At 65.3% G+C, this 24,640-nt stretch carries 24 protein-coding genes and 1 tRNA gene; 8 read left to right on the forward strand and 17 right to left on the reverse strand.

All coding sequences use genetic code 11. The features are described from left to right. The first annotated feature begins 72 nt into the window (after window positions 1-72). Both IAQ70_RS00785 and IAQ70_RS00790 read left to right on the forward strand, forming a co-directional pair. On the forward strand, window positions 73-1,056 hold the full coding sequence (locus tag IAQ70_RS00785) for an ABC transporter ATP-binding protein (protein WP_190987394.1): 984 nt from the start codon (window positions 73-75) through the stop codon (window positions 1,054-1,056). After that, complete coding sequence (locus IAQ70_RS00790; RefSeq protein WP_190987395.1) at window positions 1,053-1,853, forward strand: ABC transporter permease subunit; 801 nt, start codon at window positions 1,053-1,055, stop codon at window positions 1,851-1,853. Before IAQ70_RS00785 ends, IAQ70_RS00790 begins: the two co-directional genes overlap by 4 nt. Before the next feature lie 33 nt (window positions 1,854-1,886). Here the strand turns inward: IAQ70_RS00790 and IAQ70_RS00795 are convergent, their stop codons facing one another. Further along, a complete protein-coding gene (locus tag IAQ70_RS00795; RefSeq protein WP_190987396.1) occupies window positions 1,887-2,441 on the reverse strand; it encodes an acyl-CoA thioesterase in 555 nt (184 codons plus the stop codon). 440 nt (window positions 2,442-2,881) lie between these two features. Here IAQ70_RS00795 and IAQ70_RS00800 point away from each other — a divergent pair, with 440 nt between their 5' ends. Then, window positions 2,882-3,871 carry a LysM peptidoglycan-binding domain-containing protein gene (locus IAQ70_RS00800; protein ID WP_190987397.1) on the forward strand — a complete coding sequence of 330 codons (990 nt, stop codon included), beginning with the start codon at window positions 2,882-2,884 and terminating at the stop codon, window positions 3,869-3,871. 86 nt (window positions 3,872-3,957) lie between these two features. On the opposite strand, the gene IAQ70_RS00805 is transcribed toward IAQ70_RS00800, so the two are convergent. From IAQ70_RS00805 to IAQ70_RS00815, 3 genes are all read right to left on the reverse strand, one after another. After that, a complete protein-coding gene (locus tag IAQ70_RS00805; RefSeq protein ID WP_190987398.1) occupies window positions 3,958-4,389 on the reverse strand; it encodes a CBS domain-containing protein in 432 nt (143 codons plus the stop codon). A gap of 311 nt (window positions 4,390-4,700) precedes the next feature. Next, a tRNA-Tyr gene (locus IAQ70_RS00810) sits at window positions 4,701-4,782 on the reverse strand. Window positions 4,783-4,963: 181 nt separating this feature from the next. Continuing rightward, on the reverse strand, window positions 4,964-5,218 hold the full coding sequence (locus tag IAQ70_RS00815) for a hypothetical protein (protein WP_190987399.1): 255 nt from the start codon (window positions 5,216-5,218) through the stop codon (window positions 4,964-4,966). 202 nt (window positions 5,219-5,420) lie between these two features. Here IAQ70_RS00815 and IAQ70_RS00820 point away from each other — a divergent pair, with 202 nt between their 5' ends. Further along, window positions 5,421-5,912, forward strand: a complete 492-nt coding sequence (locus tag IAQ70_RS00820; RefSeq protein WP_190987400.1) for a YajQ family cyclic di-GMP-binding protein — start codon at window positions 5,421-5,423, stop codon at window positions 5,910-5,912. 183 nt (window positions 5,913-6,095) lie between these two features. On the opposite strand, the gene htpX is transcribed toward IAQ70_RS00820, so the two are convergent. Further along, window positions 6,096-6,962 carry a zinc metalloprotease HtpX gene (gene htpX / locus IAQ70_RS00825; protein WP_190987401.1) on the reverse strand — a complete coding sequence of 289 codons (867 nt, stop codon included), beginning with the start codon at window positions 6,960-6,962 and terminating at the stop codon, window positions 6,096-6,098. A gap of 35 nt (window positions 6,963-6,997) precedes the next feature. Continuing rightward, entirely contained in the window at window positions 6,998-8,269 is a 1,272-nt protein-coding gene (locus IAQ70_RS00830; protein WP_190987402.1) for an MFS transporter, read from the reverse strand. A gap of 78 nt (window positions 8,270-8,347) precedes the next feature. Here IAQ70_RS00830 and IAQ70_RS00835 point away from each other — a divergent pair, with 78 nt between their 5' ends. The 3 genes from IAQ70_RS00835 to IAQ70_RS00845 are packed head-to-tail and all read left to right on the forward strand — an operon-like array spanning window position 8,348 to window position 11,186. Further along, complete coding sequence (locus IAQ70_RS00835; RefSeq protein ID WP_190987403.1) at window positions 8,348-9,172, forward strand: hypothetical protein; 825 nt, start codon at window positions 8,348-8,350, stop codon at window positions 9,170-9,172. A gap of 30 nt (window positions 9,173-9,202) precedes the next feature. Further along, window positions 9,203-9,685 carry a Fur family transcriptional regulator gene (locus IAQ70_RS00840; RefSeq protein ID WP_190987404.1) on the forward strand — a complete coding sequence of 161 codons (483 nt, stop codon included), beginning with the start codon at window positions 9,203-9,205 and terminating at the stop codon, window positions 9,683-9,685. A gap of 7 nt (window positions 9,686-9,692) precedes the next feature. Beyond that, complete coding sequence (locus IAQ70_RS00845) at window positions 9,693-11,186, forward strand: catalase (protein WP_190987405.1); 1,494 nt, start codon at window positions 9,693-9,695, stop codon at window positions 11,184-11,186. Between the two features lie 128 nt (window positions 11,187-11,314). Here IAQ70_RS00845 and IAQ70_RS00850 read toward each other — a convergent pair whose 3' ends face one another. The 4 genes from IAQ70_RS00850 to IAQ70_RS00865 form a co-directional block, all read right to left on the reverse strand. Beyond that, on the reverse strand, window positions 11,315-12,208 hold the full coding sequence (locus IAQ70_RS00850) for an ABC transporter ATP-binding protein (protein ID WP_190987406.1): 894 nt from the start codon (window positions 12,206-12,208) through the stop codon (window positions 11,315-11,317). Continuing rightward, window positions 12,198-12,971: an ABC transporter permease gene (locus tag IAQ70_RS00855; RefSeq protein ID WP_190987407.1), complete on the reverse strand. Its 774-nt coding sequence runs from the start codon at window positions 12,969-12,971 to the stop codon at window positions 12,198-12,200. Before IAQ70_RS00855 ends, IAQ70_RS00850 begins: the two co-directional genes overlap by 11 nt. Then, window positions 12,968-13,723, reverse strand: a complete 756-nt coding sequence (locus tag IAQ70_RS00860; RefSeq protein WP_317983557.1) for an ABC transporter permease — start codon at window positions 13,721-13,723, stop codon at window positions 12,968-12,970. Before IAQ70_RS00860 ends, IAQ70_RS00855 begins: the two co-directional genes overlap by 4 nt. An 83-nt stretch (window positions 13,724-13,806) precedes the next feature. Then, window positions 13,807-14,796, reverse strand: a complete 990-nt coding sequence (locus tag IAQ70_RS00865; protein ID WP_190987409.1) for an ABC transporter substrate-binding protein — start codon at window positions 14,794-14,796, stop codon at window positions 13,807-13,809. A gap of 263 nt (window positions 14,797-15,059) precedes the next feature. On the opposite strand from IAQ70_RS00865, the gene IAQ70_RS00870 reads away from it, so the two are divergent. Then, on the forward strand, window positions 15,060-15,695 hold the full coding sequence (locus IAQ70_RS00870) for a DUF2461 domain-containing protein (protein WP_190987410.1): 636 nt from the start codon (window positions 15,060-15,062) through the stop codon (window positions 15,693-15,695). 170 nt (window positions 15,696-15,865) lie between these two features. Here IAQ70_RS00870 and IAQ70_RS00875 read toward each other — a convergent pair whose 3' ends face one another. From IAQ70_RS00875 to IAQ70_RS00905, 7 genes are all read right to left on the reverse strand, one after another. Then, window positions 15,866-17,392 (reverse strand): amino acid permease, encoded by a 1,527-nt coding sequence (locus IAQ70_RS00875; RefSeq protein ID WP_190987411.1) that lies wholly within the window; start codon window positions 17,390-17,392, stop codon window positions 15,866-15,868. A 175-nt stretch (window positions 17,393-17,567) separates the two neighbouring features. Beyond that, entirely contained in the window at window positions 17,568-17,975 is a 408-nt protein-coding gene (locus IAQ70_RS00880) for a DUF779 domain-containing protein (RefSeq protein WP_190987412.1), read from the reverse strand. Beyond that, entirely contained in the window at window positions 17,975-18,997 is a 1,023-nt protein-coding gene (gene adhP / locus IAQ70_RS00885) for an alcohol dehydrogenase AdhP (RefSeq protein ID WP_190987413.1), read from the reverse strand. Before adhP ends, IAQ70_RS00880 begins: the two co-directional genes overlap by 1 nt. Before the next feature lie 76 nt (window positions 18,998-19,073). Further along, window positions 19,074-20,600 carry an acetaldehyde dehydrogenase ExaC gene (gene exaC, locus IAQ70_RS00890; RefSeq protein ID WP_190987414.1) on the reverse strand — a complete coding sequence of 509 codons (1,527 nt, stop codon included), beginning with the start codon at window positions 20,598-20,600 and terminating at the stop codon, window positions 19,074-19,076. Window positions 20,601-20,838: 238 nt separating this feature from the next. Then, a complete protein-coding gene (locus IAQ70_RS00895) occupies window positions 20,839-22,233 on the reverse strand; it encodes a helix-turn-helix domain-containing protein (protein ID WP_190987415.1) in 1,395 nt (464 codons plus the stop codon). A 25-nt stretch (window positions 22,234-22,258) separates the two neighbouring features. Beyond that, window positions 22,259-23,653 (reverse strand): xylulokinase, encoded by a 1,395-nt coding sequence (gene xylB / locus IAQ70_RS00900; protein WP_190987416.1) that lies wholly within the window; start codon window positions 23,651-23,653, stop codon window positions 22,259-22,261. A 49-nt stretch (window positions 23,654-23,702) separates the two neighbouring features. Further along, window positions 23,703-24,524: a DeoR/GlpR family DNA-binding transcription regulator gene (locus IAQ70_RS00905; protein WP_190987417.1), complete on the reverse strand. Its 822-nt coding sequence runs from the start codon at window positions 24,522-24,524 to the stop codon at window positions 23,703-23,705. Between the last annotated feature and the right edge of the window lie 116 nt (window positions 24,525-24,640).

Below are 24,640 nucleotides of genomic sequence, written 5' to 3' on the forward strand. Positions count from 1 at the left end.
TGCCGTGTACACCGGGCCCTGCGGGGCCTAACGTAGGGGCATCAGGCGCGACTGCCGAACACAGGAGGGGTCATGGCCCACGCTATCTCCACCCGGTCCCTCACCAAGAAATTCGGCCGCCGCGAGGTGCTGCACGGGGTGGATTTCAGCGTGGAGGCGGGCTCCGTGTTCGGCATGATCGGCCCGAACGGCGCGGGCAAGACCACCACCATGCGCTGCCTGCTGGACATCATCCGCCCCACCTCCGGCGAAATCCGGGTCCTGGGCAAGGATCCCCGGCTGGGCGGTCCGGAGCTCAGGCGCAGGATCGGCTACCTGCCGGGCGAGCTGTTCCTCGAGGGCCGCGTGACCGGCCGCAAACTCCTGGCCCACTATGAGGCCATCAGCGGCCCGGTGGCGCCGGGCCGGATCGACGCGTTGGCGGACAGGCTGGGGCTGGACCTCGACCGGCACACCCGCAAGCTGTCCAAGGGCAACAAGCAGAAACTCGGCCTCGTTCAGGCGTTTATGCACGATCCCGAACTTTTGGTCCTGGATGAACCCACCAGCGGACTCGATCCCCTGGTCCAGCAGGAGTTCCATGCCATGGTCCGCGAAGCCCGGCAGCAGGGGCAGACCATCTTCCTCAGCTCCCACGTGCTCAGCGAAGTCCAGCAGACCGCCGACACCGTGGCCATCCTGCGGGACGGCCGGATCATCGCCGTCGAATCAGTCAGCGGGTTGCGGGAAGGTGCCGTCCGGCACCTTCGGTTCTCTGCAAACGGGATAACAGCGCACGACGCCGGCGCGCTGCTGGGGGCGGTGCCCGGCGTCGGGCATGTGGAGGTACTGGAGTCCAACGGTACCGTCACCCTGTCCGCCACCTTGGAGGGTGCCATCCAGCCGCTGGTCAAGGCTTTGGGCACCCTGCAGTTGAGGGACCTGGTCCTGGAGGAGCCTGACCTGGAGGAATCGGTGCTGCAGATGTATTCCGGTCCCGGGGATGCAAGCTCCGGGGAAGCAAACTCCAGGGATTCAAGCCACAAGAATTCGATCCACAGGCAGGCGGCCAAGTGAGCACCACCCTGCCGCTGTTCCGCCGCGCCTTCTTCGACACCTGGCGCTCCACTCTCGCGTGGGCGGCCGGACTGGCCGGCGCCACATTGCTGTACCTTCCGCTGTACCCGTCCATTGGCGGGAGCGCACAGATGCAGGACATGATCGACGCCCTCCCGCCCGAAATGACGAAGGCACTGAACTACGACCAGATCGCCACCGGTCCCGGCTACACCCAGGCAACACTCTTCGGACTGATCGGCTTCCTGCTGATGACCATCGCCTCGGTGGGGTGGGGCGCCGCCGCGGTGGGCGGCGACGAGGAATCCGGCCAGCTGGAACTGACCCTCGCCCACGGGGTGACGCGGGTCCAGGTTGTGGTGGAACGCGCCATGGCCCTGCTGGTTCGGGTCCTGCTTCTCGCGGCGCTGGTCTTTGTGCTGGTCCGGTTGCTCAACGAGTCTGCCCGGCTGGGTATCCGGCCGGAGAATCTCTTTGGTGCGGCCGTGCTGTTTGCGGGGCTGGCGCTGCTGACGGGGGCCGCCGCCCTGTGCGCCGGCGCCGTGTCCGGCAGGCGCACCTATGGGCTGGCCGCCGGGGCCGCCGTCGGCGTTTTGGGATACGTCTTCAATGCGGTCGGGAGGCAAAGCCCGGACCTCGAGTGGCTGCTCCGCCTGAGCCCCTACCACTGGGCCTACGGCAACGCCCCCGTGGCGAACGGAGCCGACTGGGCTGCGGCGGGCTGGCTCTGGGGCATCTCGGCGGGGCTGGTGGCCGTGGCCGCCTTCGCTGTCAGCAGGCGCGACGTCGGCACCTAGGTTGCGCTTGCCGCCGCCCCGTGGCCGGGGTAGTCAGACCGTGGCGTCCCACAGATGCGGCGCAGGGGTACGGCTGCCAGGCAGCGCATTCGTCTCACGCCATTCGTGGATCCAGTCCGGCAGCACCAGGTCCGCCGGCGGGTGGCCGAATTCGCGCAGTATCTCTTCCTGGCTGACAGGTTTGCCTTTGCTGACCAGGCGGGTGGCGATGTAGGCACGCGCGTAAATCTCGCCGTCGGCCACCATGCGCTGCTCGAAATAGATGGCTTTGGCGTCCAGGCCGATGATCTTCGTTTCAATGGTGTACTGCTGCCACAGCTGCAGCGACTTCCGGAACGCGATGGTCTCCCCCGCCGCCACCGGGCTCCAGCGGCGCCGGCGCATCTTCTTCCACACGCCGCTGCGGACCATGAGGTCGAACCGGCCCAGGTCCATGAGGGAAAAGTACATGCCGTTGTTGACGTGCATGGCGATGTCGATGTCGGTGGGGAGGACCCGCAGCGGCACGGTCGACGTGTCCCAGATGGTCAGCGCCGGGCGGCGGGTGGACGTGAACAGCATCAGGAGGGTGCGCAGAAGCAGGTGCATGCCCCCATGTTACCCGCGGGTAACATGGGGGCAAATTCCGCGTTCCGGGGTGGTTGCCACGGCCCTTGCGAGGAGTTCCAGCGCGCTCCGGGAGCGAGTACCAGCGGGAAGGGCGTTGAGTAGGAAACTCAGGCCGGGCCAAGTAGGCCGCGGAAATAATAGGGTAGCGCCTACTCGTGTCCCGTCGGCAGCGGCTTCCTAGACTCGGAGTTCCTAGGGCCGAACAAAGTTGCCGGCGCATCCTCCAATGCTGGGGTGGGTGATGCCGCTTCATTGCGGAGCACCCGTATTTTTCGTAGGCGGGGGCCTCCCATCGTGCGCTGAGGGGTGCCGGCCACAGGCCGGGACCGCGCAGCGCATCACACGTTGCTCCGTCCTGCATTCGGTTTGGTGGCACAGCCACGGAACCTGTTGCCGGGCCGACCCTTGATGGGCCACCTATGAACCAGTCGACCGTAAACAACTCCGAAACTCCCCGCCGAAACTTCGAAACAGACGTCCCAAGGGTCGATCTCGTACCAGGCCGCAAACCGGTGAACACCAAGCTGTGGGCGGGCATGGCGAGCGCGGTAGTGGTCGCCTCTGTCAGCATTGCCGCGTTGACAGGACCCGCCGCGACCACGCCCGGGGCACCATCCGCGGCGGGAGCAATCACGACGGCGGACGCACCGGCTCAAGGGGCTGCCGAGCCGCTTGTCCCCGCGCCTCAGGAGGAGCCCTCCACCGCGGCGGCTGAAGCGGCTGCCGTCGACCCTGCTTCGGTTCCAGCGGCAGCTGCCGCGCCGGCCGAGACACCGGCCCCACCGGCTCCTGAACCTCCGCCGGCACCCGACCCGAACCTGTACACAGTGGTCCCCGGTGACACCGTGGGTGGGATCGCGGCCCAGCACGGGGTGGACATGAACGCAATGCTGGCCGCCAACGGACTCGGTGGCTACAGCGTCATCGTTCCAGGCCAGACGCTGAAACTGACCGGTCCCGCCGTCGCGGTTTCAGCTCCCGCACCCGCACAGGCCGCCGCTCCGGTACAGGCTGCCGCTGGGCCCGCACCGGCTGCGGCTCCGGCCCCGGCGGCGGCTCCCGTGGTACCGGCCGCCCCGGCTGTCCGGACCATCTATGTGGCGGGCGCCGGTGGACAGTCCATGGTTGACGCCTGCATCGGGCCGATCCATTACACGCCAAATGACGGGTATTCGCTCTTCATCACGGAGCACGATTTCTGTGGCGGCTGGGGGCGCTTCTCCGGCATCGGCGTGGGTGAAACCGTCAGCATTCCCGGTTACGGCACGTTCACGGCGACGGCACGGGGCCAGGTACCTAATCCGGGCACCACGAACGACGTTATCCGGGTATTCGGCGGATTCCCCCGGGCGATCCTGCAGACGTGCATCCCCGGCACCAACCAGATGCTGCTGATCGCCCTGAACTGAGTTCTTAAGCTTGTTCGCGGTTCCGAACCTTCAAGGTAAGGAGCCGCGAACAAAGCTGTGTTGGAATTCGTTGGCGAAGCGATTCGCTAGGCCGACGTCTGGTGGCGTTCGGAAATGTGCTCTACCAGTGCGCCCACGCGGTCCTCGCTGTAGTTGCGTGCAATGTCACCCTGGCTGATGATGCCAACGAGTTTGTGGTCGGCAATGACCGGGAGCCGCCGGACCTGGTGCCGTTCCATAACCTCGATGGCTGTGTCAACACTTGCATCGGCGTCAACCCAGTGGGGTTTGCCGGAAGCGAGCTCGCGGGCCATCATCTCGCGGGGACTGCGGCCGGCAGCGACACACTTGAGCACAATGTCGCGGTCGGTGATCATGCCCCTCAATTTGCCGTCATCGCCACAAATCGGCAAGGATCCGCAATCCAGGTCCAACATCATCCGCGCGGCGTCCTCGAGCGTCTGGTCTTCCTTGATACACCGGGCATCCGTCGTCATGAATTCGCGTACAACACTCATTGGTCCTCCTTCATCGATTGAGTATCGACGCAGGGCATCGGGGCACATGCGCCGATGATGCCAGCCTACGCCCGGCCCGGAGCACCTGTCGACGGCGGTTTTGTGCAGCTTCCCGCGCAGCATTTCCCCGGCTTACGGTCTAGTCCCCCGGTAACGCCGCGGGGAGTAGACCGGCAGGCGGGGAGTACCGGACCGGCCCGAACCGGCCGGAAGCACCGGAGCAGGCCCGGGTGCACCGTGGCCGGCCGGACCTGCTCCCAGGGCACGAAAAAGCCTCCGGAACCTGGTGGTTCCGGAGGCTTTTCCATGGGTGGCAGATGAGGGATTCGAACCCCCGTAGGCGTTGCCAGCTGATTTACAGTCAGCCCCCTTTGGCCGCTCGGGTAATCTGCCGAACTTCAAAAGAAGATCACCCCCGGCTGCAGTCTGCAGAACGTCCGTTTCCGGGCCGTTCCGCTTCCAGTAACCGCGGGCAAGACAACTTTACAGAACTTCTGCCGAAGAATCGAATCGAGCCGCTTCGCCATCGAAACGGACTCGAAAACCCGCGCGGTTCCGCGGGAAAACCGGGAAATCAGGCTTCGCCGAGAATGCGACCGGCCAGCTTCGCCTCGAACTTCAGTGCCTGCTCCTCGGTGATTTGGTTCAGCTGGACTGCCCGCCGGAGGTCTTCGCTGACGCCGTCCATGCGGGCGGACGCATCCGGGACGGGGCTGAAAATGATGGAACCTGCCAGGGCGGCTGCCGCGACGGAGGTGGCTGCGGTGGCAACTGCCCCGGCGGCAGCGGCGGTTGATCGGGTGACGTAACGGACGGCGTTGTTTTGCATTGCTTCCCTTTCGTGCTTCTTCCAACTCGTTCAACTCTCCCCTGCCGGGCTTCGTTCCCGCCGGGCGTCCGCTATGAGGGAACTGTGAATCGATCCGTGATGGCTCCTCAGTAGCGTCAGAGCCGATCCGTATTAGGCTGGAATGCAGAGATCAACGCCCTCCAGAGCCAATGCGAGGGCAACCATCAGCACAAGGAGAGTCATGGCAGGCGAGTCAACGTTCGACGTCGTAAGCAAAGTGGACAAGCAGGAAGTGGCCAACGCGCTGAACCAGGCGCAAAAGGAACTGACCCAGCGCTACGACTTCAAGGGTGTGGGCGCCGAGGTTGACTTCAGCGGCGAGAAGATCCTGATGAAGGCCAACTCCGAGGAGCGGGTCCTCGCTGTGCTGGACGTGCTTCAGTCCAAGCTGATCCGCCGCGGCATCTCGCTGAAGTCCCTGGACACCGGCGAGCCCTTCCCCTCCGGCAAGGAATTCCGGTTGGAGGCTTCCATCAAGGAGGGCATCGAGCAGGACCTGGCGAAGAAGATCAACAAGAAGATCCGGGACGAGGGCCCCAAGGGCGTCAAATCCCAGATCCAAGGCGATGAACTCCGCGTCTCCTCCAAGTCCCGCGATGACCTTCAGGCCGTCATGGCGCTGCTGAAGGACTTCGACGAAGCCGACCTGCAGTTCGTGAACTTCCGCAGCTAGTCGTGCCGTCGTTTTCGACGCGCAAAGAACATACCGACACGCAAAAAGGCTGGCGCGCCCGAAATATGGGGAGCGCCGGCCTTTTTGCGCGTCGAGGGGTACTTTGCGCGTCGCGACGGGTACTTTGCGTGTCGAGGGGCAACGTCCGCGGACGACGGCGGCGCCTGGCTTAACCAGCAGGCGTCAGTTAAGCGGCCGTCCCGCCATCCGTTCCAGCCGGGTGATCCGCTCCCCCATGGGAGGATGCGTGGCGAACAGCTTGGTCATGGCGCCGCCGCGGAACGGGTTGGCGATCATCAGGTGCGAGGTGTTGACCAGCTTCTGATCCTGCGGGAGCGGCACAATCCGCACTCCCTGCTCGATCTTGCGCAGGGCTGAGGCGAGCGCCAGCGGATCGCCGGTGAGCTGCGATCCGTCCTCGTCGGCGTCGTACTCCCTGGTCCGGGAGATGGCGAGCTGGATCAGGGAGGCCGCGAAGGGCGCCAGGAGCGCCATGGCCAGCATGGCCAGCGGGTTGGAGTTGCGCCGGTCGCCGCCGAAGAAGAGCAGCATCTGGCCCACCGAGGTGATGACTCCGGCCACCGCCGCGGCCACCGACGACGTGAGGATGTCCCGGTTGTACACGTGCATCAGCTCGTGCCCCAGGACGCCACGGAGCTCACGGGCATCGAGCAGCTGCAGGATCCCTTCGGTACAGCAGACGGCGGCGTTTTTGGGATTCCGGCCTGTGGCGAAGGCGTTGGGGTTCATCGTGGGCGAAAGGTAAATGCGCGGCATGGGCTGGTTGGCCCGGACGGAGAGTTCCCTGACGATCTGGTACAGCTGCGGCGCCTGCGCCTCCGTGACGGGGTAGGCCGCCATCGAGCGGATGGCGATCTTGTCGCTGTTCCAGTAGCCGTAGGCCGTGGTGGCCACTCCCACCAGCGCCATGATCACGATGGGCGCCGAGCTGCGGGTGCTGAGCCCGATCAGGCCGCCCAGCCCCAGAAGCACCGCCCAGAGCACCCCGAAGAGCGCTGCAGTCTTCAGTCCGTTGTAATGCCTGTGCACGTCCACTCCTCCACGTCACCCCAACACAACAGGGCTTAAGGCACCGGGTCATGGGCATCGTACTTCCGAAAGCCCGGCTGCAGCCGTGAGACCAGCCAGGCCACCAGCACGCACAACGCCCCACCCAAAAGCAGGACCCAGCCCTCACTCAAAATCTTAGTCCCGCCGCCCGCCAGCAGGTCGCCCACGCGGGGGCCACCGGCCACCACCACGATGAAGACCCCTTGGAGCCGTCCCCGCAGGTGGTCCGGCGCGGCTGCCTGCAGGATGGTGTTGCGGAAGACGGCACTGATGGAGTCTGCGATCCCGGCCAGGGCACAGCACACGGCCGCAGGCAACAGCCAAAGGGTGGCGCCGCCGTCGTCCGTCCGGCCCGCCAGGAGCACCACCACCCCGAAGCCGGCAATGGAGGCACCCCAGCCCATGACGGACCACACCACCGCGCTCCCCTGCCACCGGACCCGGCCCAGGGGTCCGGAGAAAAGCCCGGCCAGGAAGGCGCCTACCGCGGTGGAGGCCAGCAGGATGCCCACCGTTGCTTCGCCGCCGCCGATCATCAGCGCGCCGATGGCCGGCATCAGCGCCCGCGGCTGGGCCAGGATCATGGCCACGAGGTCGATGATGAACGTCATCCGCAGGTTGGGCCGGGTGCCCAGGAAACGGAACCCTTCAACCACGGACCGGATCCCCGCCCGGCCGGCAGTTCCGCCGGGCGGCATGGACGGCAGCCGGAACACGGCCCACAGGACAAACACGAAGCATATGAAGTCGATGGTGTACGTCCAGCCGAAGCCCACCCACGCCACCAGGAGACCGGCCAGCAGCGGCCCTATCGTCATGGCCAGACCGAACGTGATCATGTTGAGCGCGTTGGCTGCGGGAAGCAGTTCCTTGCGGATCAGCGTGGGGATGATGGCACTGCGCGCCGGCTGGTTGATGGCCTGGGCGCCGCTCTGGAGAGCCACCAGGAGGTAGAGGATCCAGACGTTTCCAAGCTGCAGCCAGGACTGGAGGGCAATCAGCCCGGTGGTCAGCCACAGGACCGAGCTGGCCAGCAGCGCCACCGTGCGGCGGTTGTGGGAATCGGCGATGGACCCGCCCAGCAGCCCACCGAACACCAGCGGCACCAGCGCGAAGACGCTGAGCAGTCCCACATAGAAACTGTCCTGCGTGAGCCGGTAGACCTCAAGGCTGACGGCCACCAGCGTCAGTTGGCTGCCCACGGCTGCCACCGCAGAGCCGAGCCACAGGCGGCGGAAGGGAGGGCTCTCACGCAGCGGTGTGATGTCTGCCAATAATTTCCCCACCCCGCAACCCTAATGGTGACTGTCAGGTCCGGATGTCCCGCACGCTTGGTATTCTCAGGCTGGCGAAAGGAGTAGCTCATGAGTCTGTCCAGGCGGCTTCTTTACGCATCAGAGATCTGGGAGGTTGCCCGGCCCCGCACCGCGCTGACCGCAGGGCACCTAATCATCCGGCTCAGCAACCCCGCCGTTGCCTTCGATCCCGGCTCCGCAGCCGACTGGCTCCTGTGCCATGACGCCGCCCGGCAGGCACTTGCGGACGTGCTCGGGGCCACCCGCTGCACGGTGTTGTTTGCGCACCAGTGGCACCCCCTTGGTGCGGCCATCGGCGAGCCGGAGGTGGAGTCCTCCACGCCCACGTTCCACCTGTTCGGGCGCTGGGACGGCGAGACGGTCACCCCGGGCGAACAGCTGCTGCTTCCCGCCCAGCGCCGGGTGCCCGTGGCACCGGAGGAGCTCGTAAACTTCGACGACGGCCTGCGCGCCGCCCTGCGCCGCGCGGCTGTGGAGCGCGCCGCAGGCGCGAGATGGCAGTTCGAGGCAATGCCGGGCTCTGGCACTGCCGCGAACTGCCATCTGGCGGAGCCTGACCCGCTGGGTGGCGCCCTCCCGGAGATACTGATGAAAGCTCCTGAGGCTAAGGCGGGGCGGCACCATACTGTTCTGTGCCCGGCGTCGCTGTCTGAGGCGTCGTATCATGCGCTGACGCCCGGGCACCTGCTGGCTTTGGCGGCCGCCGTGCAGGAACTGACCGATTGCCCCGGGGTCACGGGCCTGAGCTGCGTGGTGCCGGATCCCGGTGCCGGACCGCTCGAAGTCCACGCCTTGGGCCGCTCGGCCGGCGAGTCCGTAAACCCGCTGCAGGAGTTCCTCTCGATACCCAAAGTTAGCCAAGCCTTATTGTGATGAACTCATAATAAGTGCTTCAATAGAAGCATGACGGAACACTCTGGCGGCCATGATGCATGGGCTGCTGCCCTGCGGTCCCACGGCCGCCGCGTGACCAAGCAGCGGCTGGCCGTGCTTGCCGCCGTCGAACACCACCCGCATTCACCGGCGGAGAGCATCCTGGCTGCAGCGCGGGCTGAGCTTCCCGAACTCACCGCACAGTCCGTCTACGTTGTCCTGGGCGACCTCACCGACCTGCATATGCTGCGCCGCTTCGAGCCGCCGCACTCCCCCGCCCTGTACGAGACCCGCGTGGGCGACAACCACCACCACGCCATCTGCATCAGCTGCGGGCTCGTGGAGGACGTGGAATGCGCCGTCGGGCATGCGCCCTGCCTCACCCCGCACTGGGATGAGAACGCCAAGCCCATGACCATCCAGATCGCCGACGTGATGTACCAGGGCATCTGCCAGGACTGCCAGCAGTCCCAACAACTTCCTTCTGAACGTACCCAAGTAACCGAGAAATAGGAGAACAATGACTGCCATTTCAACGACCCAGTCAGGTGCCCCCGTCACGTCCGACGCGCACTCCCAGTCAGTTGGTGCCGACGGTGCCATCATCCTGACGGACCACTACCTGATCGAAAAGCTCGCGCAGTTCAACCGCGAGCGTGTGCCGGAGCGTGTGGTGCATGCCAAGGGCGGCGGCGCCTTCGGTACGTTCAAGACCACCTCGGACGTCTCCAAGTACACCAAGGCAGCATTCCTGCAGCCGGGTGTGGAGACGGACATGCTGATCCGTTTCTCCTCGGTCGCCGGCGAAAGCGGCTCCCCCGACACCTGGCGCGATCCCCGCGGCTTCGCCGTCAAGTTCTACACCACCGAGGGCAACTACGACCTCGTGGGCAACAACACCCCCGTCTTCTTCATCCGTGACGGCATCAAGTTCCCGGACTTCATCCACTCGCAGAAGCGCCTCCCGGGCACCCACCTGCGTGACGCCGACATGCAGTGGGACTTCTGGACCCTGTCCCCCGAATCCGCACACCAGGTCACCTGGCTGATGGGCGACCGCGGCCTGCCGGCTTCCTGGCGGGAAATGCAGGGCTACGGCTCACACACCTACCAGTGGATCAACGCCGAGGGCCAGCGCTTCTGGGTCAAGTACCACTTCAAGTCCAACCAGGGCGTCAAGGCCATGACCGGCGATCAGGCCGAAGAACTGGCCGGCTCGGACGCGGACTTCTACATCCGCGACCTGCAGGAAAACATCGCCGAGGGCAACTTCCCGTCCTGGGAACTGCACGTCCAGGTCATGCCGTACGAAGACGCCAAGACCTACCGCTTCAACCCGTTCGACCTCACCAAGGTGTGGCCGCACGCTGACTACCCGCTGATCCACGTGGGCACCATGGAGCTGAACAAGAACCCGGAGAACTACTTCGCGCAGATCGAGCAGGCCACCTTCGCGCCGTCGAACTTCGTGCCGGGCATTGCCGCTTCGCCGGACAAGATGCTGCAGGCCCGCATCTTCTCCTACGCCGATGCGCACCGTTACCGCGTGGGCACCAACCACGCCCAGCTGCCGGTGAACCTGCCCAAGAGCCAGGTCAACAACTACAGCCAGGACGGCGCCGGGCGTTACCACTTCAACGCCCCGTCGGTTCCGGTGTACGCACCGAACTCCGTGGGTGGCCCCGCCGCTGTTGAGCCGCAGAACCCGGCCGGCGGCTGGGAGAACGACGGCGAGCTCACGATCTCCGCGCACTCCCTGCACGCCGAAGACGGCGACTTCGTCCAGGCCGGCACGCTGTACCGCGAGGTGTTCGACGACGGCGCCAAGGCCCGCCTGCTGGACACCATCACCGGTGCCGTGGGCGGCGTGAAGAGCCCCGGCATCAAGGAACGCGCCATCCAGTACTGGACCAACGTGGACGCCGAACTGGGCGCGAAGCTGCGTGCCAACCTGGGCGTCGCTTCGGTTGCAGGCCCCGCCTCCGACGCTGAGGCAGCCAACAAGATCGGCTGATTCGGTCCTTCGGAGAACCTGAACACCCCGCCACGGATTATCCGTGGCGGGGTGTTTTGCTTCGCTGGGGTTTGGCTTCGTGCGGTGATGCCGGGCCGCTTGGTGCAGCTACCCGTTTTGTCCGGTAGCTACGCCACGTCCGTACGGCTGGCGGGCGCGGCCTGGGTGGTGGCTGCCGAAACCGTGCCTGCGGCCGCGGGGCGGTGGCCCTTCTTGGCGAGCTGGATCTGTTCGTAGACGTGGTGGCGGAGTTCCGTGAAGCGTGGCAGCGACCGGGTCTCCAACTGATCGCGGTCCACCGGGAGGTCGATCACGATGTCCTCCTGCACCACGGTGGGCGAGGAAGACAGGATGATGACGCGTTCGCCGAGGTAGACGGATTCGTCGATGTCGTGGGTCACGAAGAGCACTGTCACCCCGAACTTCTTCCAGATCGTGCGGATCAAGTCCTCCAAATCCGCGCGGGTCTGCGCGTCCACAGCGGCAAACGGCTCGTCCATCAGCAGCACTTCGGGCTGATACGCGATGGCCCGGGCGATTGCCACGCGCTGCTGCATGCCGCCGGACAGCTGCCACGGGTAGGAGCGCGGGACGTGGGCCAGGCCCACGGCCTCGAGGGCCTCGTCCACGAGCCGGTCTCGTTCGGCCTTGGCCACACCCTGGTTCTTCAGCGGCAGCTCCACGTTTTCCCTGACGCGCATCCAGGGGAACAGCGACCGGCCGTACTCCTGGAACACCACGGCCATCTTCTTCGGCGGGCCCGAGACGCGTTTGCCGTCCAGGAGCACCTCACCCTCGGTGGGGGCCATCAGTCCGGAGATGCACTTCAGGAGCGTCGTCTTGCCGGAGCCGGAGGGACCCACGAGGCAGGCCAGCTCGCCGGCGCGCAGGTCGAAAGTCAGGTTGCGCACCGCCTCGATGTCGCCGCCGTCGGTCTGGTACACCTTCTTCAGCCCGCGGACCGAAAGCATCGCCTCCGGCAGAGTCTTCCCGGACGGGGACGGGGTTGCGTCAGGCTGCATTTTCTACCTCTTTCTGGCCGTGGTACCAGCGCAGGATGTTCCGCTCGGCCCACTGGAAGATGAACGACATGGCCACACCCAGCAGACCGAGCACCACAATGCCGGACCACATTTCCGGAATGGCGAAGGACCGCTGGAACTGGACGATGGTAAAGCCAAGCCCCGAGGACGAGGCGAACATTTCGGAGATGACCATCAGGATCAGCCCGAGGGACAGTGACTGGCGCACGCCGGCCATGATCTGCGGGCTGGCCGAAGGCAGCACCAGGTACCGGACACGGGCCCAGCCGTCGATGCCGTAGGTGTGCGCCGAATCAGAGAGCACTCCGTCCACGGCCCGGACGCCTTCGATGGTGTTCAGCAGGACCGGCCAGACACAGCCGGAAATGATCACTGCGACCTTCATGGAGTCCGTAATGCCCATCAGCAGGATCAGAACGGGGACCAGCACAGGCGGCGGGATCGCACGGAAGAATTCCAGAGTGGGTTCCAACAGCGCCCGGAGCCATTTGACCGAGCCGATCAGGACGCCGCCGACGACGCCGATGATGATTGCCGCGACCACGCCCACCAGGAGCCGTCCAAGGCTGGGCAGCACGTCGCTGAAGAATCGTGGGCCGAACCAGACCTCGCCGAACTTGGCGACGAGTGTGGCCGGGGTGGGGACGAAGAAGTTCACCGCGCCGAGGGTTGAGGCCCACCAAAGCAGGACCAGCAGGACCGGCAGCGCCAATACGTATCCGAGGGTCTTCAGGGGTTTCATACGATCACCTCGGAACGGACGGAGGAGTGCCAGGACAGGGTCTTCTTCTCGATGAACCGCATCACCGCGTTGATCAGTACTCCAATCAGGCCGGTGGCCAGCACCAGGGCATACATGCCCGAGATGGCGCCGCCGGACTGGGCCAGCGCGATTTCCCGGCCGAGGCCCGGAGAACCGATCACCAGTTCGGCCGTGATGGCCAGGACCAGTGCCACTGTGGCGGCCAGGCGGACCCCTGTCATCAGGTAGGGCAGGGCCGTGGGGAAAACGACGTAGCGGATCCGCGCCATCCGGCCCAGTCCGTACGTCTTGGCCGTGTTGTTGGCGACCATGTCGATGTCGGCCACACCGTAGAGGACCTGGATCAGGACCTGCCAGAAGGCGGCATAGGTAATCAGCATGAGCGACGATTCGATTTTCACACCGAAGAGCAGCACCGCCAGCGGAATGAGGGCCACGGACGGGATGGGGCGCAGAAACTCCACTGTGGAGTTCGTGGCCTTGCGCAGGAAGTCGCTGGAGCCGATGACAAAGCCCAGCAGCACCGCCAGGGCGACGGCGATGACCAGGCCCAGGAACCAGGCGGTCATGGTTTCAACCACTGCGATCCAGAAGGCTGTCAGGCCGAAGTCCCGCACCAGCGCCACAATAACCTCGCTGGCCGGCGGGAGAAAGCGTTCATTGATGATGCCCAGCCGCGGAATGAGCTCCCACGTGCCCAGGAATCCTAGGATCCCGGCCAGGCCAAGCACCTGTTTTACCGGAAACTTGCGGACCTGCCGGCGGTCCCGTCCCGCACTGGAGACGGGACCGCCGGAGGTTAGAGCGTCGGCACTCACGGGAGGAGGTCGCCTGCGTTCGGAGCCTTGGTCAGCGTGCCGTACTTGGCTGCGGCGTCGCCGAGGGTCTTGAACGCATCCTTGTTGAATTCCACGCGGTAGCGCGGCAGGATCATCTTGGCGCGGGTGGCTTCATCGATTTTGGTGTAGGTCCCCACGATGTCCCGTACTTCCTGCGGGTGCGCCTGGGCGTACTCGAGGGATTTGTTCATGGCACGGGTGAACTTCGCCGTCAGCTCGGCCTTGCCCTTGACGGTGTCCGTCTTCGTGAAGTATCCGGCAATGTCCAGTTCCGGGCTCATTTCAACGAAGTTCGAGGAGACGATCTTGCCCCCTTCGGACACGGCCTTGGAAAGGAAGGGCTCCAGGATCCACGCTGCGTCCACCTGCTTGTTGGCCAGGGCGGCCGGGGCGTCCGGGAAGGCCACCTCAACGAACTTCAAGCTGCCGGGATCGCCGCCGTCCTTTTCGATGACGGACTTGATGGTGGTGTCGCCGATATTGGAGAGGTTGTTTACCGAGACGGTCTTGCCGGCGAGGTCTTTCGCGGACTGGACACTCGAGCCGGCCGGGACCACGACTCCGCCGACGTCGTTCCCCTTTTCACCGGTAGTGGACACTCCGTTGGCGACAAACTTCAGGTCCAGGCCTTTGTCCTTGGCCACCATGACCGAGATGAGGTTGGAGAACGCGAAGTCAAAGCTGCCGCTGACCACGCCCGGGACGATTGCTGCGCCGCCGGTGGCTGTCTGGATGTCCAACTGCAGGCCCTCGTCCTTGAAGAACCCCTGCTTATCGCCCAGATAGATCGGTGCGCAGTCGACGATCGGGATGACACCTACGCTGACCTTCGTCAGATCGCCGCCCCCGGTTGCGCCAGCGGATGCGCTGCCGCCGCCGGTGGAACTCGGTGAACCGGACCCGCAGGCTGACAAGCCCAGGACGGATGCTGCGGCGAGTACCGCAATAACGCTACGACGTTTCATGTTCACTCCTTTGTGATTTGCATTGGGAGTGAGGCGCCCCCAAGCCAACTCTGTTCGCAGTCCGAACAGACGTTCAAGGCAAGTCTCAGTGACTGGACGTTGAAGGGTCAACCAGATCGGCCCATTGTTATCCTCATGATACGTAAGCGACCGCATGGTGGACAGGGTCGCGGTTCTTCGCAGGCGCGGGGATGAAAATGACGCTTTCCACATAGACACGGCCCGCTCTGGCTGGAGCCCGGTCCCCTGCCTAGGATCACTGCATGAGTACATTTCAGGGCATCCCCGCAGGGGCATTCGCGTTCTACGCCGAGCTTGAGGACAACAACAACCGGGAGTGGTGGCAGGAGCACAAGGACAGCTACACCAGCCTGGTCCGGGATCCGCTCATCGCCCTCCTGGCTGAACTGGAACCACGGTTCGGTCCTGCGAAGATCTTCCGGCCCAACCGGGACGTCAGGTTCTCCCAGGACAAGTCACCCTACAAAACCGCCCAGGGCGCCTTCGCTTCTGCCCAGGAGGGTGTGGGTTTCTACCTCCAGGTGAGCGCGGACGGACTGCTGGTGGGAGGCGGCTACCACTCCCATACCCCGGCGCAGCTGGCCAGGTTCCGGAATTCGGTCGACGCATCGGGCACCGGTGAATCGCTGCGGCACATCGTGGACGGCGTAGCTGCCGCGGGCTTTTCGGTGGAGGGCGAGAAACTGAAGACTGTGCCGCGCGGTTACGACCGGGCGCATCCCCGGGCGGAACTGCTCAAGCACAAGTCGCTCTCAGCCGGCACCGACCTGGGCCAGCCGGAGTGGGTCTCGTCACCGGCGGCCGTCCAGGAGATCGCCACGCTATGGGAACAGCTACGGCCCCTTGTTGACTGGGTGGGGCGGCACGCCGCACCGTGACAGCCTGGCTCGCGCACTACAGCCGTCCCCGCACTGCCCGTTCCGTGGCGTCGTCGATGCCGAACCATATGAAAGAGGCATCCGATCCCGTGAGGGACCGGATGCCTCCATTACCGAGGGATTCCGTAGGAACTACCGGGAAAGAGCTTCGTGCAAGGCGTCCGAAGCGGCTACAGGCGGGACGCGAGTTCCTTTTCAGGGGCGCCGTCCACCGCAGACTTTGCCGCGGCGAACTTTTCGTTCAGGCGGGAGTGCCTCTGGCCGTAAGCGAAGTAGATGATGATGCCGATGACCAACCAGCCGGCGAAGAACATCCAGGTTTCCACGGCCAGGTTTGTCATCAGGTACAGGCACAGCACGGCGGAAACCACCGGCAGGACCTTGCCGAACGGCACCCGGAAGGACGGCTTCAGGTCGGGGCGCTTCTTGCGCAGCACCAGGATGCCCAGGCTGACCATCACAAACGCGGACAGAGTGCCGATGTTGATCATCTCTTCGAGCAGGTCCACGTTGGTCAGGCCGGCCACGAGGGCCACGGCGGCGCCGCAGATGATCTGGAGACGGACCGGCGTCGAACGCTTATCGCTGGTTTTGGACAGCGACCGCGGCAGCAAGCCGTCGCGGCTCATCGCCAGCACCACACGGGACAGTCCCATCAGGAGCACCATGATGACAGTGGTGAGGCCGATCAGGGAGCCGAACGCGATGACCTTGGCAGCGGTGGTGTTGCCGACGGCTTCGAACGCGGTGGTGAGGGTGGGGTTCTCTGCCGCCGCAAGGTCGGTGTAGGAAACCATGCCGGTCAGTGCAAGGGACACCAGGATGTAGAGCAGGGTCACCACGGCCAGGCCGCCGAAGATGCCGCGCGGCAGCGTCTTCTGCGGGTTCTTCACTTCCTCCGCGGAGGTAGCCACTACATCGAAGCCAATGAAGGCGAAGAACACCAGGGCAGCACCGGCGAAGACACCGAGCGTGCCGTACTGGGCCGGCGCAGCGCCGGTGAGGAAACCGAAGAAGGACTGCTTGAGAACGTCAGCGGCGCCACCGGCAGTGGGCTCGGCAGCAGGGACGAACGGGCTGTAGTTCTCGAATTTCACGTAGGTGAAGCCCACCACGATCACAAACAGCACCACGGCGATCTTGATCAGTGTGAAGACGTTGCCCACGCGGGCCGAGAGCTTGGTGCCCAGCACCAGGAGGACGGTGAAGATCGCAACAATCAGGAAAGCGCCCCAGTAGAGGTCCACACCGCCGATCGAGAGGGCCGGCGGCACGTCGGCTCCCATCAGCGCGAAGACCTTGCTGAGGTAGATGCCCCAGTACTTGGCAATAACTGCCGCTGCGGTGAACAGTTCCAGGATGAGGTTCCAGCCGATGATCCACGCGAGCAACTCGCCCATGGTGGCGTACGTAAAGACGTACGCTGACCCGGCGACGGGAATGGCGGTGGCGAACTCGGCGTAGCACATGATCGCGAGGGCGCACGTTACGGCGGCAATGGCAAAGGAGACCGTCACGGCCGGGCCGGCGAAGTTGGCCGCAGCCTTGGCGCCCACCGAGAAGATGCCGGCACCGACAGCTACCGCGACACCCATGATCATCAGGTCCCAGGTACTGAGTGACCGCTTGAGCTTGCGTCCGGGTTCGTCGGCGTCGGCGATCGACTGCTCGATGGTTTTGGTCCGGAGAAGGTTCATAAGTGGTTCCACAATCTTGAATAGTGTAGGAAACAGACTTATCAACTTTACCGTCCATCCACTGGACGGTCGGAATTGTTCCGCATCGTGAGACGGCATGGATGCCGAAGATAATGCAGGAAAGCCCTCGAGAGCCTCCTTTTCGGAGACCTCGAGGGCTTTCCTGTCGAACTGGCTAGACGGGCCAGTCCATCAGGGTGGACCGGATCAGGAAACGTTTGCCTTCGGGTGACTCAACCGAGAAGCCGCTCCCCCGGCCTGCCACCACATCCACTGTCAGATGCGTATGGCTCCAGTATTCGAACTGCTCCCGGGACATCCAGAACTCCAGCGGCTCCGGCTTGAGCCCGTCCGAGATATCGAAGAGTCCCAGCAGCACGTCAGAATCGCCCGTGATGAACTCACCGGCCGGGAAACACATGGGTGATGATCCGTCGCAGCACCCACCGGACTGGTGGAACATCAGCGGCCCGTGCTGGCGCCAAAGTTTCCGCAGCAGTACCACCGCCTCGGGGGTGAGCGCCACCCGGGAGAAATCCTCCCCCGGCAGCGTCACCGCGGCGTCGAGCCGATTGTTGGGCATCAGAACCTCAGCACCACGCGGCCGTCGATCTTCGCATGCTTCATTTCGTCAAGGACTGCGTTGATTTCCCCGAGTTCCCGCACCGAAACGGTGGGATGGATCCTGCCCTGCGCGTAGAACTCCAGGGCTTCCTCCAGGTCCTGCCGGGTGCCGACGATCGAACCGCGGACGGTCAGGCCCTTGAGCACAATCTCGAAGATCGGTGCCGGGAAGTCGCCCGGCGGCAGGCCGTTGAACACAATCGTCCCGCCCCTGCGCGCCATGCCGATCGCCTGTCCGAAAGCGGACGGGTGCACTGCGGTGACAAGGACTCCATGGCAACCTCCGGTTTCACGCTGGATGACTTCCGCGGGATCTTCGTGCAGGGCGTTGACCGTCAGCTCGGCACCATGGGACTTCGCCAGCGCGAGCTTGTCGTCCGCGATGTCCACGGCGGCAACCCGCAGTCCCATGGCAACCGCGTACTGGACGGCGATGTGCCCCAGGCCGCCGATGCCGGAGATGGTGACCCACTGGCCAGGTTTGGCCTCGGTCATTTTCAGGCCCTTGTAGACCGTGACGCCTGCGCAAAGAACCGGTGCCACCTCCACGGGGTCCGAGCCGGCCGGGATGCGCGCCGCGAAACGCGAATCCACCAGCATGTACTCGCCGAACGAGCCGTCCACGCTGTAGCCGGCGTTCTTCTGCACCTCACAGAGGGTTTCCCAGCCGGTGCGGCAGTACTGGCAGTCGCCGCAGGCGGACCAGAGCCAGGCGTTTCCGACCAGGTCGCCCACGGCCAGGTCCGTGACGCCCTCACCCAGGGCCACCACTTCGCCCACGCCCTCGTGGCCGGGAATGAACGGCGGCGTCGGCTTGACCGGCCAGTCGCCCTCGGCCGCGTGGAGGTCCGTGTGGCAGACCCCGGTGGTGAGCACCTTGACCAGGGCTTCCCCCGGCCCCGGGGTGGGAATGGCAAGGTTTTGGATCTGGATGTCCTGGCCGAACTCGGTTACTACTGCTGCTTGCATTGTCGTCGTCATTGGCGAAATCCTTGCGTCGTTGTAGCGGTGGTGAGGGGATGGCGGGCGGCCCTGGGGCCACCCGCCCCCAGCCGGCTTAGAAGAAGCCGAGCTTGTTTTCGTTGTAGCTGACCAGGAGGTTCTTGGTCTGCTGGTAGTGGTCCAGCATCATGGAGTGGTTTTCACGCCCGATGCCTGAGGATTTGTAGCCGCCAAAGGCGGCACCCGCCGGGTAGGCGTGGTAGTTGTTGACCCAGACACGGCCTGCCTGGATTTCGCGGCCTGCACGGTACGCAACGTTGCCGTTGCGGGACCAGACGCCGGCGCCGAGGCCGTAGAGGGTGTCGTTGGCGATGCCCATGGCGTCGTTGTAGTCGCTGAACTTGGTCACCGAAACCACCGGGCCGAAGATCTCCTCCTGGAAGATCCGCATCTTGTTGTGGCCCTCGAAGACGGTGGGCTGGACGTAGTAGCCGCCGGCCAGGTCGCCGGGAAGCTCGGCGCGGCCGCCGCCGATGAGCACCTTGGCGCCCTCCTGCTTGCCGATGTCGATGTAGGAGAGGATCTTCTCGAGCTGGTCGTTGGAGGCCTGCGCGCCCACCTGCGTTTCGGTGTCCAGCGGGTTGCCCTGGATCATCTTCCCCACCCGGGCGATGGCGTCGGCCATGAAGGAGTCGTAGATGTCCTCCTGGACCAGGGCACGGGACGGGCAGGTGCAGACTTCGCCCTGGTTGAAGGCGAAGAGCGCGAAGCCCTCCTGTGCCTTGTCGTAGAAGGCGTCGCTTGTATCGGCGGCAACATCGTTGAAGAAGATGTTGGGGCTCTTGCCCCCGAGTTCCAGGGTGACCGGGATGAGGTTCTGGCTGGCGTACTGGCTGATGAGCCGGCCGGTGGTGGTTTCACCCGTGAAGGCGATCTTACGGATGCGGGGGCTCGAGGCCAGCGGTTTGCCCGCCTCGACGCCGAAGCCGTTGACCACGTTCAGCACGCCGGCGGGCAGGAGGTCACCGATGAGTTCCATCAGGACGAGGATGGACGACGGCGTCTGCTCGGCCGGCTTCAGGACCACGGCGTTGCCGGCCGCCAGCGCGGGGGCCAGCTTCCAGACCGCCATCAGGATGGGGAAGTTCCACGGGATGATCTGGCCGACGACGCCGAGCGGCTCGTGGTAGTGGTAGGCGGTAGTGTCGTCGTCGAGCTGCGACAGCCGGCCTTCCTGGGCCCGGACGGCGGAGGCGAAGTAGCGGAAGTGGTCCGCGGCGAGCGGCATGTCCGCGTTGAGGGTTTCGCGGATGGGCTTGCCGTTGTCCCAGGATTCGGCGACGGCCAGCATCTCCAGGTTTTCATCGATCCGGTCGGCGATCTTGTTCAGGATGGCGGCGCGCTCGGTGACGGAGGTCTTGCCCCAGGACGGTGCGACCTTGTGAGCGGCGTCCAAGGCGAGCTCGATGTCCTCCGCGGTGCCGCGGGCAACCTCGCAGAAGACCTTGCCGGTGACGGGGGTGATGTTCTCGAAGTACTGACCCTTGACGGGGGCTACCCACTCGCCGCCAATCCAGTTCTCGTAGCGGTCCTTGAACGTGACCTTCGAACCCTCGGTACCGGGCTGTGCGTAAACAGTCATTGCTAGCTCCTTTGCTGTGCAAGAGGCGCCGCCTTATCCTGCGGCCGCCGTTGGAGTCAGCGTACGAGGGTGCAGGTTGCAGTTAGGTTGCAACCCCGTGAGCCAGGTCACAGAAAAGGTTGCTGTAGCAGGGACCACGCCTTCCGTGTTCCCTGGCCGTGGAGCCGCTCCGGCGAGGCCCCGGCCCGAGCTTGCGAGGGCTGGGAGCCGGAACGGACTTGCGAGGTTAGGGAGCAGGTCAGGCGCTCAGTTCGGCTTCCAGCCGCTCAAGATCGGCGACGACGGCGGCCCGTTTGGGCGAGCGCGGCGGCAGCAGCTTCAGGGCGGCAGTCCGGACGTCGACGTCGTCCTTTGCCTCCGGGAGGGCCGCATACTTGAGCAGCGTCTCGGCACTGCCGTCAGTGAGCACCGCTTCGCGCATGAGCGAGGAGACCCTGTCGCGCAGGTCAATGATGCCCGGCGCCTCGGACCGCGGCAGCACCGCGCCCCGGTAGATTTCGAGCGCAATCCGGTGGGCACCGCGCTGCAGGCAGTTCAACACCTGGCCGCTGTCCGGGACCAGGTCCATGCTGAGTTTGTAGGGCCGGGAGCCGGGGACGGCGGCCGGGTTGAGCTGGTGCAGGATCTTGCGCAGCCGGACCATTTCGGCGCGGAGCGTCATGGCGGACCCGTCACCCGGATAGAGCAGCACACAGATCTCGTCGGCGCTCAGGCCGTCCGGGTGAATGCTGAGGAGGGCGAGGATCTCACTGTGCCGGGCGGACAGCGCCACCGTTTTTCCTTCGATGCTGAGCAACGCCTGGTCGCGGCCCAGAAGCTGCAGGCTGTTGCGGTAGAGGCTGCCTTCCTTCACACCGCCGGCGCCCGCTCGCCCTGCCCGCGCCGAACCCGGCATGGCCGCCGAACCGGCCTTCCGTCGTCGGGCGGGCCGGCTGGCAAGGGTTGCCGCCAACTGCAATCGCTCTACGCGGAGCTGCGCCTGTGCGGCGGCGACCGTCGCCTCGACGAGCGACAGAGTGTGGGGCGCCACCGCGCTGGCCTTGCCCGTGATGTCCACAACACCCAGCAGGGCACCGGAATCCGGATCGTGGAACGGGACGGCGGTGCAGCTCCACGCGTGCACGGACCGCTGGTAGTGCTCGGCCCCGGAAATCTGGATGCCGCGGCCCAGTGCCAGGGCAGTTCCTGGAGCGCTGGTGCCCACAGTGGCCTCCGACCAGTCGGCGCCTGGCACGAACATCATGCCTTCGGCACGGCGCTGCAGGGCCGGATCGCCCTCCACCCAGAGCAGCCGGCCCACCTCGTCCCCCACCGCAACGAGCAGGCCGCTGTCGTGGCTGGGCTGGACCAGGAGCTTGTGGATCACCGGCATGATGCTGGCCAGCGGATGCTGCCGCCGGTATTCCTCGAGTTCGTCGGTGTCCAGGGCAAGGGGCGCTTCGGGGTTGTCCGGGTTGGCCTGCAATTTGGCGGACCGTTGCCAGGATTCCCGGATGAGCTCGCGCAGGCCAGGGAGTTCCGGCGCGAGCGGAAAGGCTCGTGCGTCCAGCTGCTCGTGGGCGGCCAGGGCATGCCGCTGGGCCACCGCTAGCAGTTCACTGCCAGCTGCCGGCGGCTGGATAAGGTTCCTCATCGAACTCCCCTCGGTGCTGCACAGTCTAGTGGCTTGCCCAGCTTTCTGTCCGGTCGCGGAGTTCGGCATAGCGCTCGTAGACCTGGGGCCGGGGTGTGTCTTCAAAGACCGTGGAGTCTGCGCCGGGCCACAGCGGGGGCTGCTCGGCTCCGCTGAGCGCCCAGGCAGCCTGGCGCGCCGCGCCAAGCGCCACATACTCCCCCGGCGCCGGGACGTTTACTGCCACACCGAAGACCTGCGGTGCTATGCGGCGCAGTGCCTCTGACTGTGATCCGCCGCCGATCAGCAGGATGCGCCGGGTGGGCACTCCGGTGGCAGTTTCCAGTGCCTTGACCGCATCCTGGAGCGAACACAGCAGGCCTTCGATGACGGCGCGTGCCAGATCCTCGCGGTTCGTTGCGGAGGTCAGTCCATGCATGGTGCCGGTTGCTTCCGGACGGTTGGGCGTCCGCTCCCCGTCCAGGTACGGCAGCATCACGGCGCCGCCCGCGCCCGGCCGGGCGGACAGGGCCAACCTGGCGAATTCAGCGTGGTCCACTCCCAGCAGGCGTGCCCCGAACTCGAGCACGCGGGCGCCGTTCAGGGTGCAGGCCAGCGGCAGGTTCCGCCCGGTGGCGTCGACGAATCCCGATACCAGCCCGCTGCCGTCATGCACGCTGGCGTCAACGACGGCGGAGGCCACACCGGAGGTGCCGATGGACACGCAGACGTCACCGGGGCCAAGCCCGAGGCCAAGGGCTGCGGCCATGTTGTCCCCCGTGCCGGCCGCGATGGCCTTGCCGTCGCGAGTAGCGCCGACCACTTCGTTCGGGCCCGCTACCCGGGGCAGGCCGACAGCGTGGCCCAGAGCCAGGCGGGCGATTTCCGGCACAAACTCACGTGCCGACGTCGAATAGTAGCCTGTGCCTGAGGCGTCGCCGTGGTCGGTTGTCATTTCACGCTGTCCGCCCAACTGCCAGGTCAGGTAGTCATGCGGCAGCAGCACATGTTCGGTGCGTGCTGCGCTTTCGGGCTCGACGTCCCGGAGCCAACGAAGTTTTGACGCGGTCAGCGAGGCGACCATGACGCTGCCCACGGCGTCGGCGCAGGCCTGCGGCCCGCCGAACTCGTCGACCAACTGGCGCGCCTGCGGCGCGGATGAGGTGTCGTTCCAGAGGACGGCGGGCCGGACCACGCGGCGGTCCGCATCGAGCGCCACCATGCCGTGCTGTTGTCCGGCCACCGAGACTGCGTCGGCCTGCGGGAGCAGCTCGCCGGCGGAGGCGGCCAGTGCCGCCTGCCAAGCCGCCGGATCCACCTGGGTGCCATCCGGGTGTGCGGCACGGCGCAGGGTGTGGACTTTACCGGTCTCGGCGTCCACCAGCGCGGCTTTGCAGGACTGGGTGGACGAATCGATGCCAAGGACGAACTGGGGGCTCAAGGAAGCTCCTGAAGAATGAAGGGACGCTCGGTCCGGACGGTGCCGGGCATTACAGTGCAGGCGCGGTATGGATTGTCAGGCCCAGCCGCTCCAACTGGGCCCGGTGTGAGGCAGGCAGGTCCGCCGCGACCACGATGTCGTCAAAGATGTCCAGGTCAACCACGTGGTAGAGGCCGTTGGATTCGAACTTGCTGGTGTCGGCCAGCAGGACCTTTCGCTCGGCCACTTCGATAATGGCCTTCTTGGTCAATGCGGCCTCGGCGTCAGGATGGAACAGAGCGCCGTTCTTCAGAGCCGTGGTGGAGACGAACACCAGGTCCGCGGCGATGCGCTTAACCTGGTCCACCACCACAGTGCCCAGGAAACTGTCCGTCTCGGAGTAGTACTGGCCGCCCAGGCCCACCAGCGCGATTGACGGATGCTGGGCTACGACGCCCATGAGACCCAGCGAGTGCGTGATCACCGTGGACGGCTGACGGTCCGCGATGTACTGGCCCATGGCCCCGACAGTGGTGGAGTCGTCGAGGCAGACGATGGCGCCGCCGGGAATGAGTCCGGCTGCGGTCCGGGCCAGCAGGTCCTTCTGGGCAGAATTCATGTGGCGGCGGAGCCTGACATCCCGTTCAGCGAACCGGCGCGGGATGGCCCTGGCACCGCCGCGGATGCGTTCCAGCCTTCCGTCCCGGGTCAGCTGGTCCAGATCGCGGTGGATGGTCATGATGCTGACGCCGAAGGTCTCTGCCATTGCCTCCAACTTGGCGCTGGCGCGCTCCTCCACGAACCGCGCCAAGGCATGGCGGCGCGCGTCGGGCTGCAGACCATGGAGGGCTGTTCCGGCGCTGGATTCCACACCGTGCTGTTCGGTAGTCACATTCCAGATGGTAGATCCAAACCCGAGGTGAATCAAACATGCTGATTACTTCTCACTTCTAACATTATTTATGTTATCTTTGTGAAATTATTGTTAGATTGACCACACGGATTCGC

Origin of the sequence: Pseudarthrobacter sulfonivorans (genome assembly GCF_014712225.1) — a bacterium.
GTDB classification, from domain to species: domain Bacteria; phylum Actinomycetota; class Actinomycetes; order Actinomycetales; family Micrococcaceae; genus Arthrobacter; species Arthrobacter sulfonivorans.

Excerpts from the sequence above, each read along its gene's own strand:
- IAQ70_RS00855 (WP_190987407.1), bottom strand. The coding sequence starts at position 12,971 with ATGAAACCCCTGAAGACCCTCGGATACGTATTGGCGCTGCCGGTCCTG.
- IAQ70_RS00795 (WP_190987396.1), bottom strand. The coding sequence starts at position 2,441 with ATGCACCTGCTTCTGCGCACCCTCCTGATGCTGTTCACGTCCACCCGC.
- exaC (WP_190987414.1), bottom strand. The coding sequence starts at position 20,600 with ATGACTGTTTACGCACAGCCCGGTACCGAGGGTTCGAAGGTCACGTTC.
- IAQ70_RS00805 (WP_190987398.1), bottom strand. The coding sequence starts at position 4,389 with ATGAGTGTTGTACGCGAATTCATGACGACGGATGCCCGGTGTATCAAG.
- IAQ70_RS00785 (WP_190987394.1), top strand. The coding sequence starts at position 73 with ATGGCCCACGCTATCTCCACCCGGTCCCTCACCAAGAAATTCGGCCGC.
- IAQ70_RS00875 (WP_190987411.1), bottom strand. The coding sequence starts at position 17,392 with ATGAACCTTCTCCGGACCAAAACCATCGAGCAGTCGATCGCCGACGCC.
- IAQ70_RS00840 (WP_190987404.1), top strand. The coding sequence starts at position 9,203 with ATGACGGAACACTCTGGCGGCCATGATGCATGGGCTGCTGCCCTGCGG.
- IAQ70_RS00815 (WP_190987399.1), bottom strand. The coding sequence starts at position 5,218 with ATGCAAAACAACGCCGTCCGTTACGTCACCCGATCAACCGCCGCTGCC.
- IAQ70_RS00845 (WP_190987405.1), top strand. The coding sequence starts at position 9,693 with ATGACTGCCATTTCAACGACCCAGTCAGGTGCCCCCGTCACGTCCGAC.
- IAQ70_RS00800 (WP_190987397.1), top strand. The coding sequence starts at position 2,882 with ATGAACCAGTCGACCGTAAACAACTCCGAAACTCCCCGCCGAAACTTC.
- IAQ70_RS00820 (WP_190987400.1), top strand. The coding sequence starts at position 5,421 with ATGGCAGGCGAGTCAACGTTCGACGTCGTAAGCAAAGTGGACAAGCAG.
- IAQ70_RS00880 (WP_190987412.1), bottom strand. The coding sequence starts at position 17,975 with ATGCCCAACAATCGGCTCGACGCCGCGGTGACGCTGCCGGGGGAGGAT.
- IAQ70_RS00870 (WP_190987410.1), top strand. The coding sequence starts at position 15,060 with ATGAGTACATTTCAGGGCATCCCCGCAGGGGCATTCGCGTTCTACGCC.
- IAQ70_RS00850 (WP_190987406.1), bottom strand. The coding sequence starts at position 12,208 with ATGCAGCCTGACGCAACCCCGTCCCCGTCCGGGAAGACTCTGCCGGAG.
- adhP (WP_190987413.1), bottom strand. The coding sequence starts at position 18,997 with ATGACGACGACAATGCAAGCAGCAGTAGTAACCGAGTTCGGCCAGGAC.
- IAQ70_RS00895 (WP_190987415.1), bottom strand. The coding sequence starts at position 22,233 with ATGAGGAACCTTATCCAGCCGCCGGCAGCTGGCAGTGAACTGCTAGCG.
- IAQ70_RS00835 (WP_190987403.1), top strand. The coding sequence starts at position 8,348 with ATGAGTCTGTCCAGGCGGCTTCTTTACGCATCAGAGATCTGGGAGGTT.
- IAQ70_RS00865 (WP_190987409.1), bottom strand. The coding sequence starts at position 14,796 with ATGAAACGTCGTAGCGTTATTGCGGTACTCGCCGCAGCATCCGTCCTG.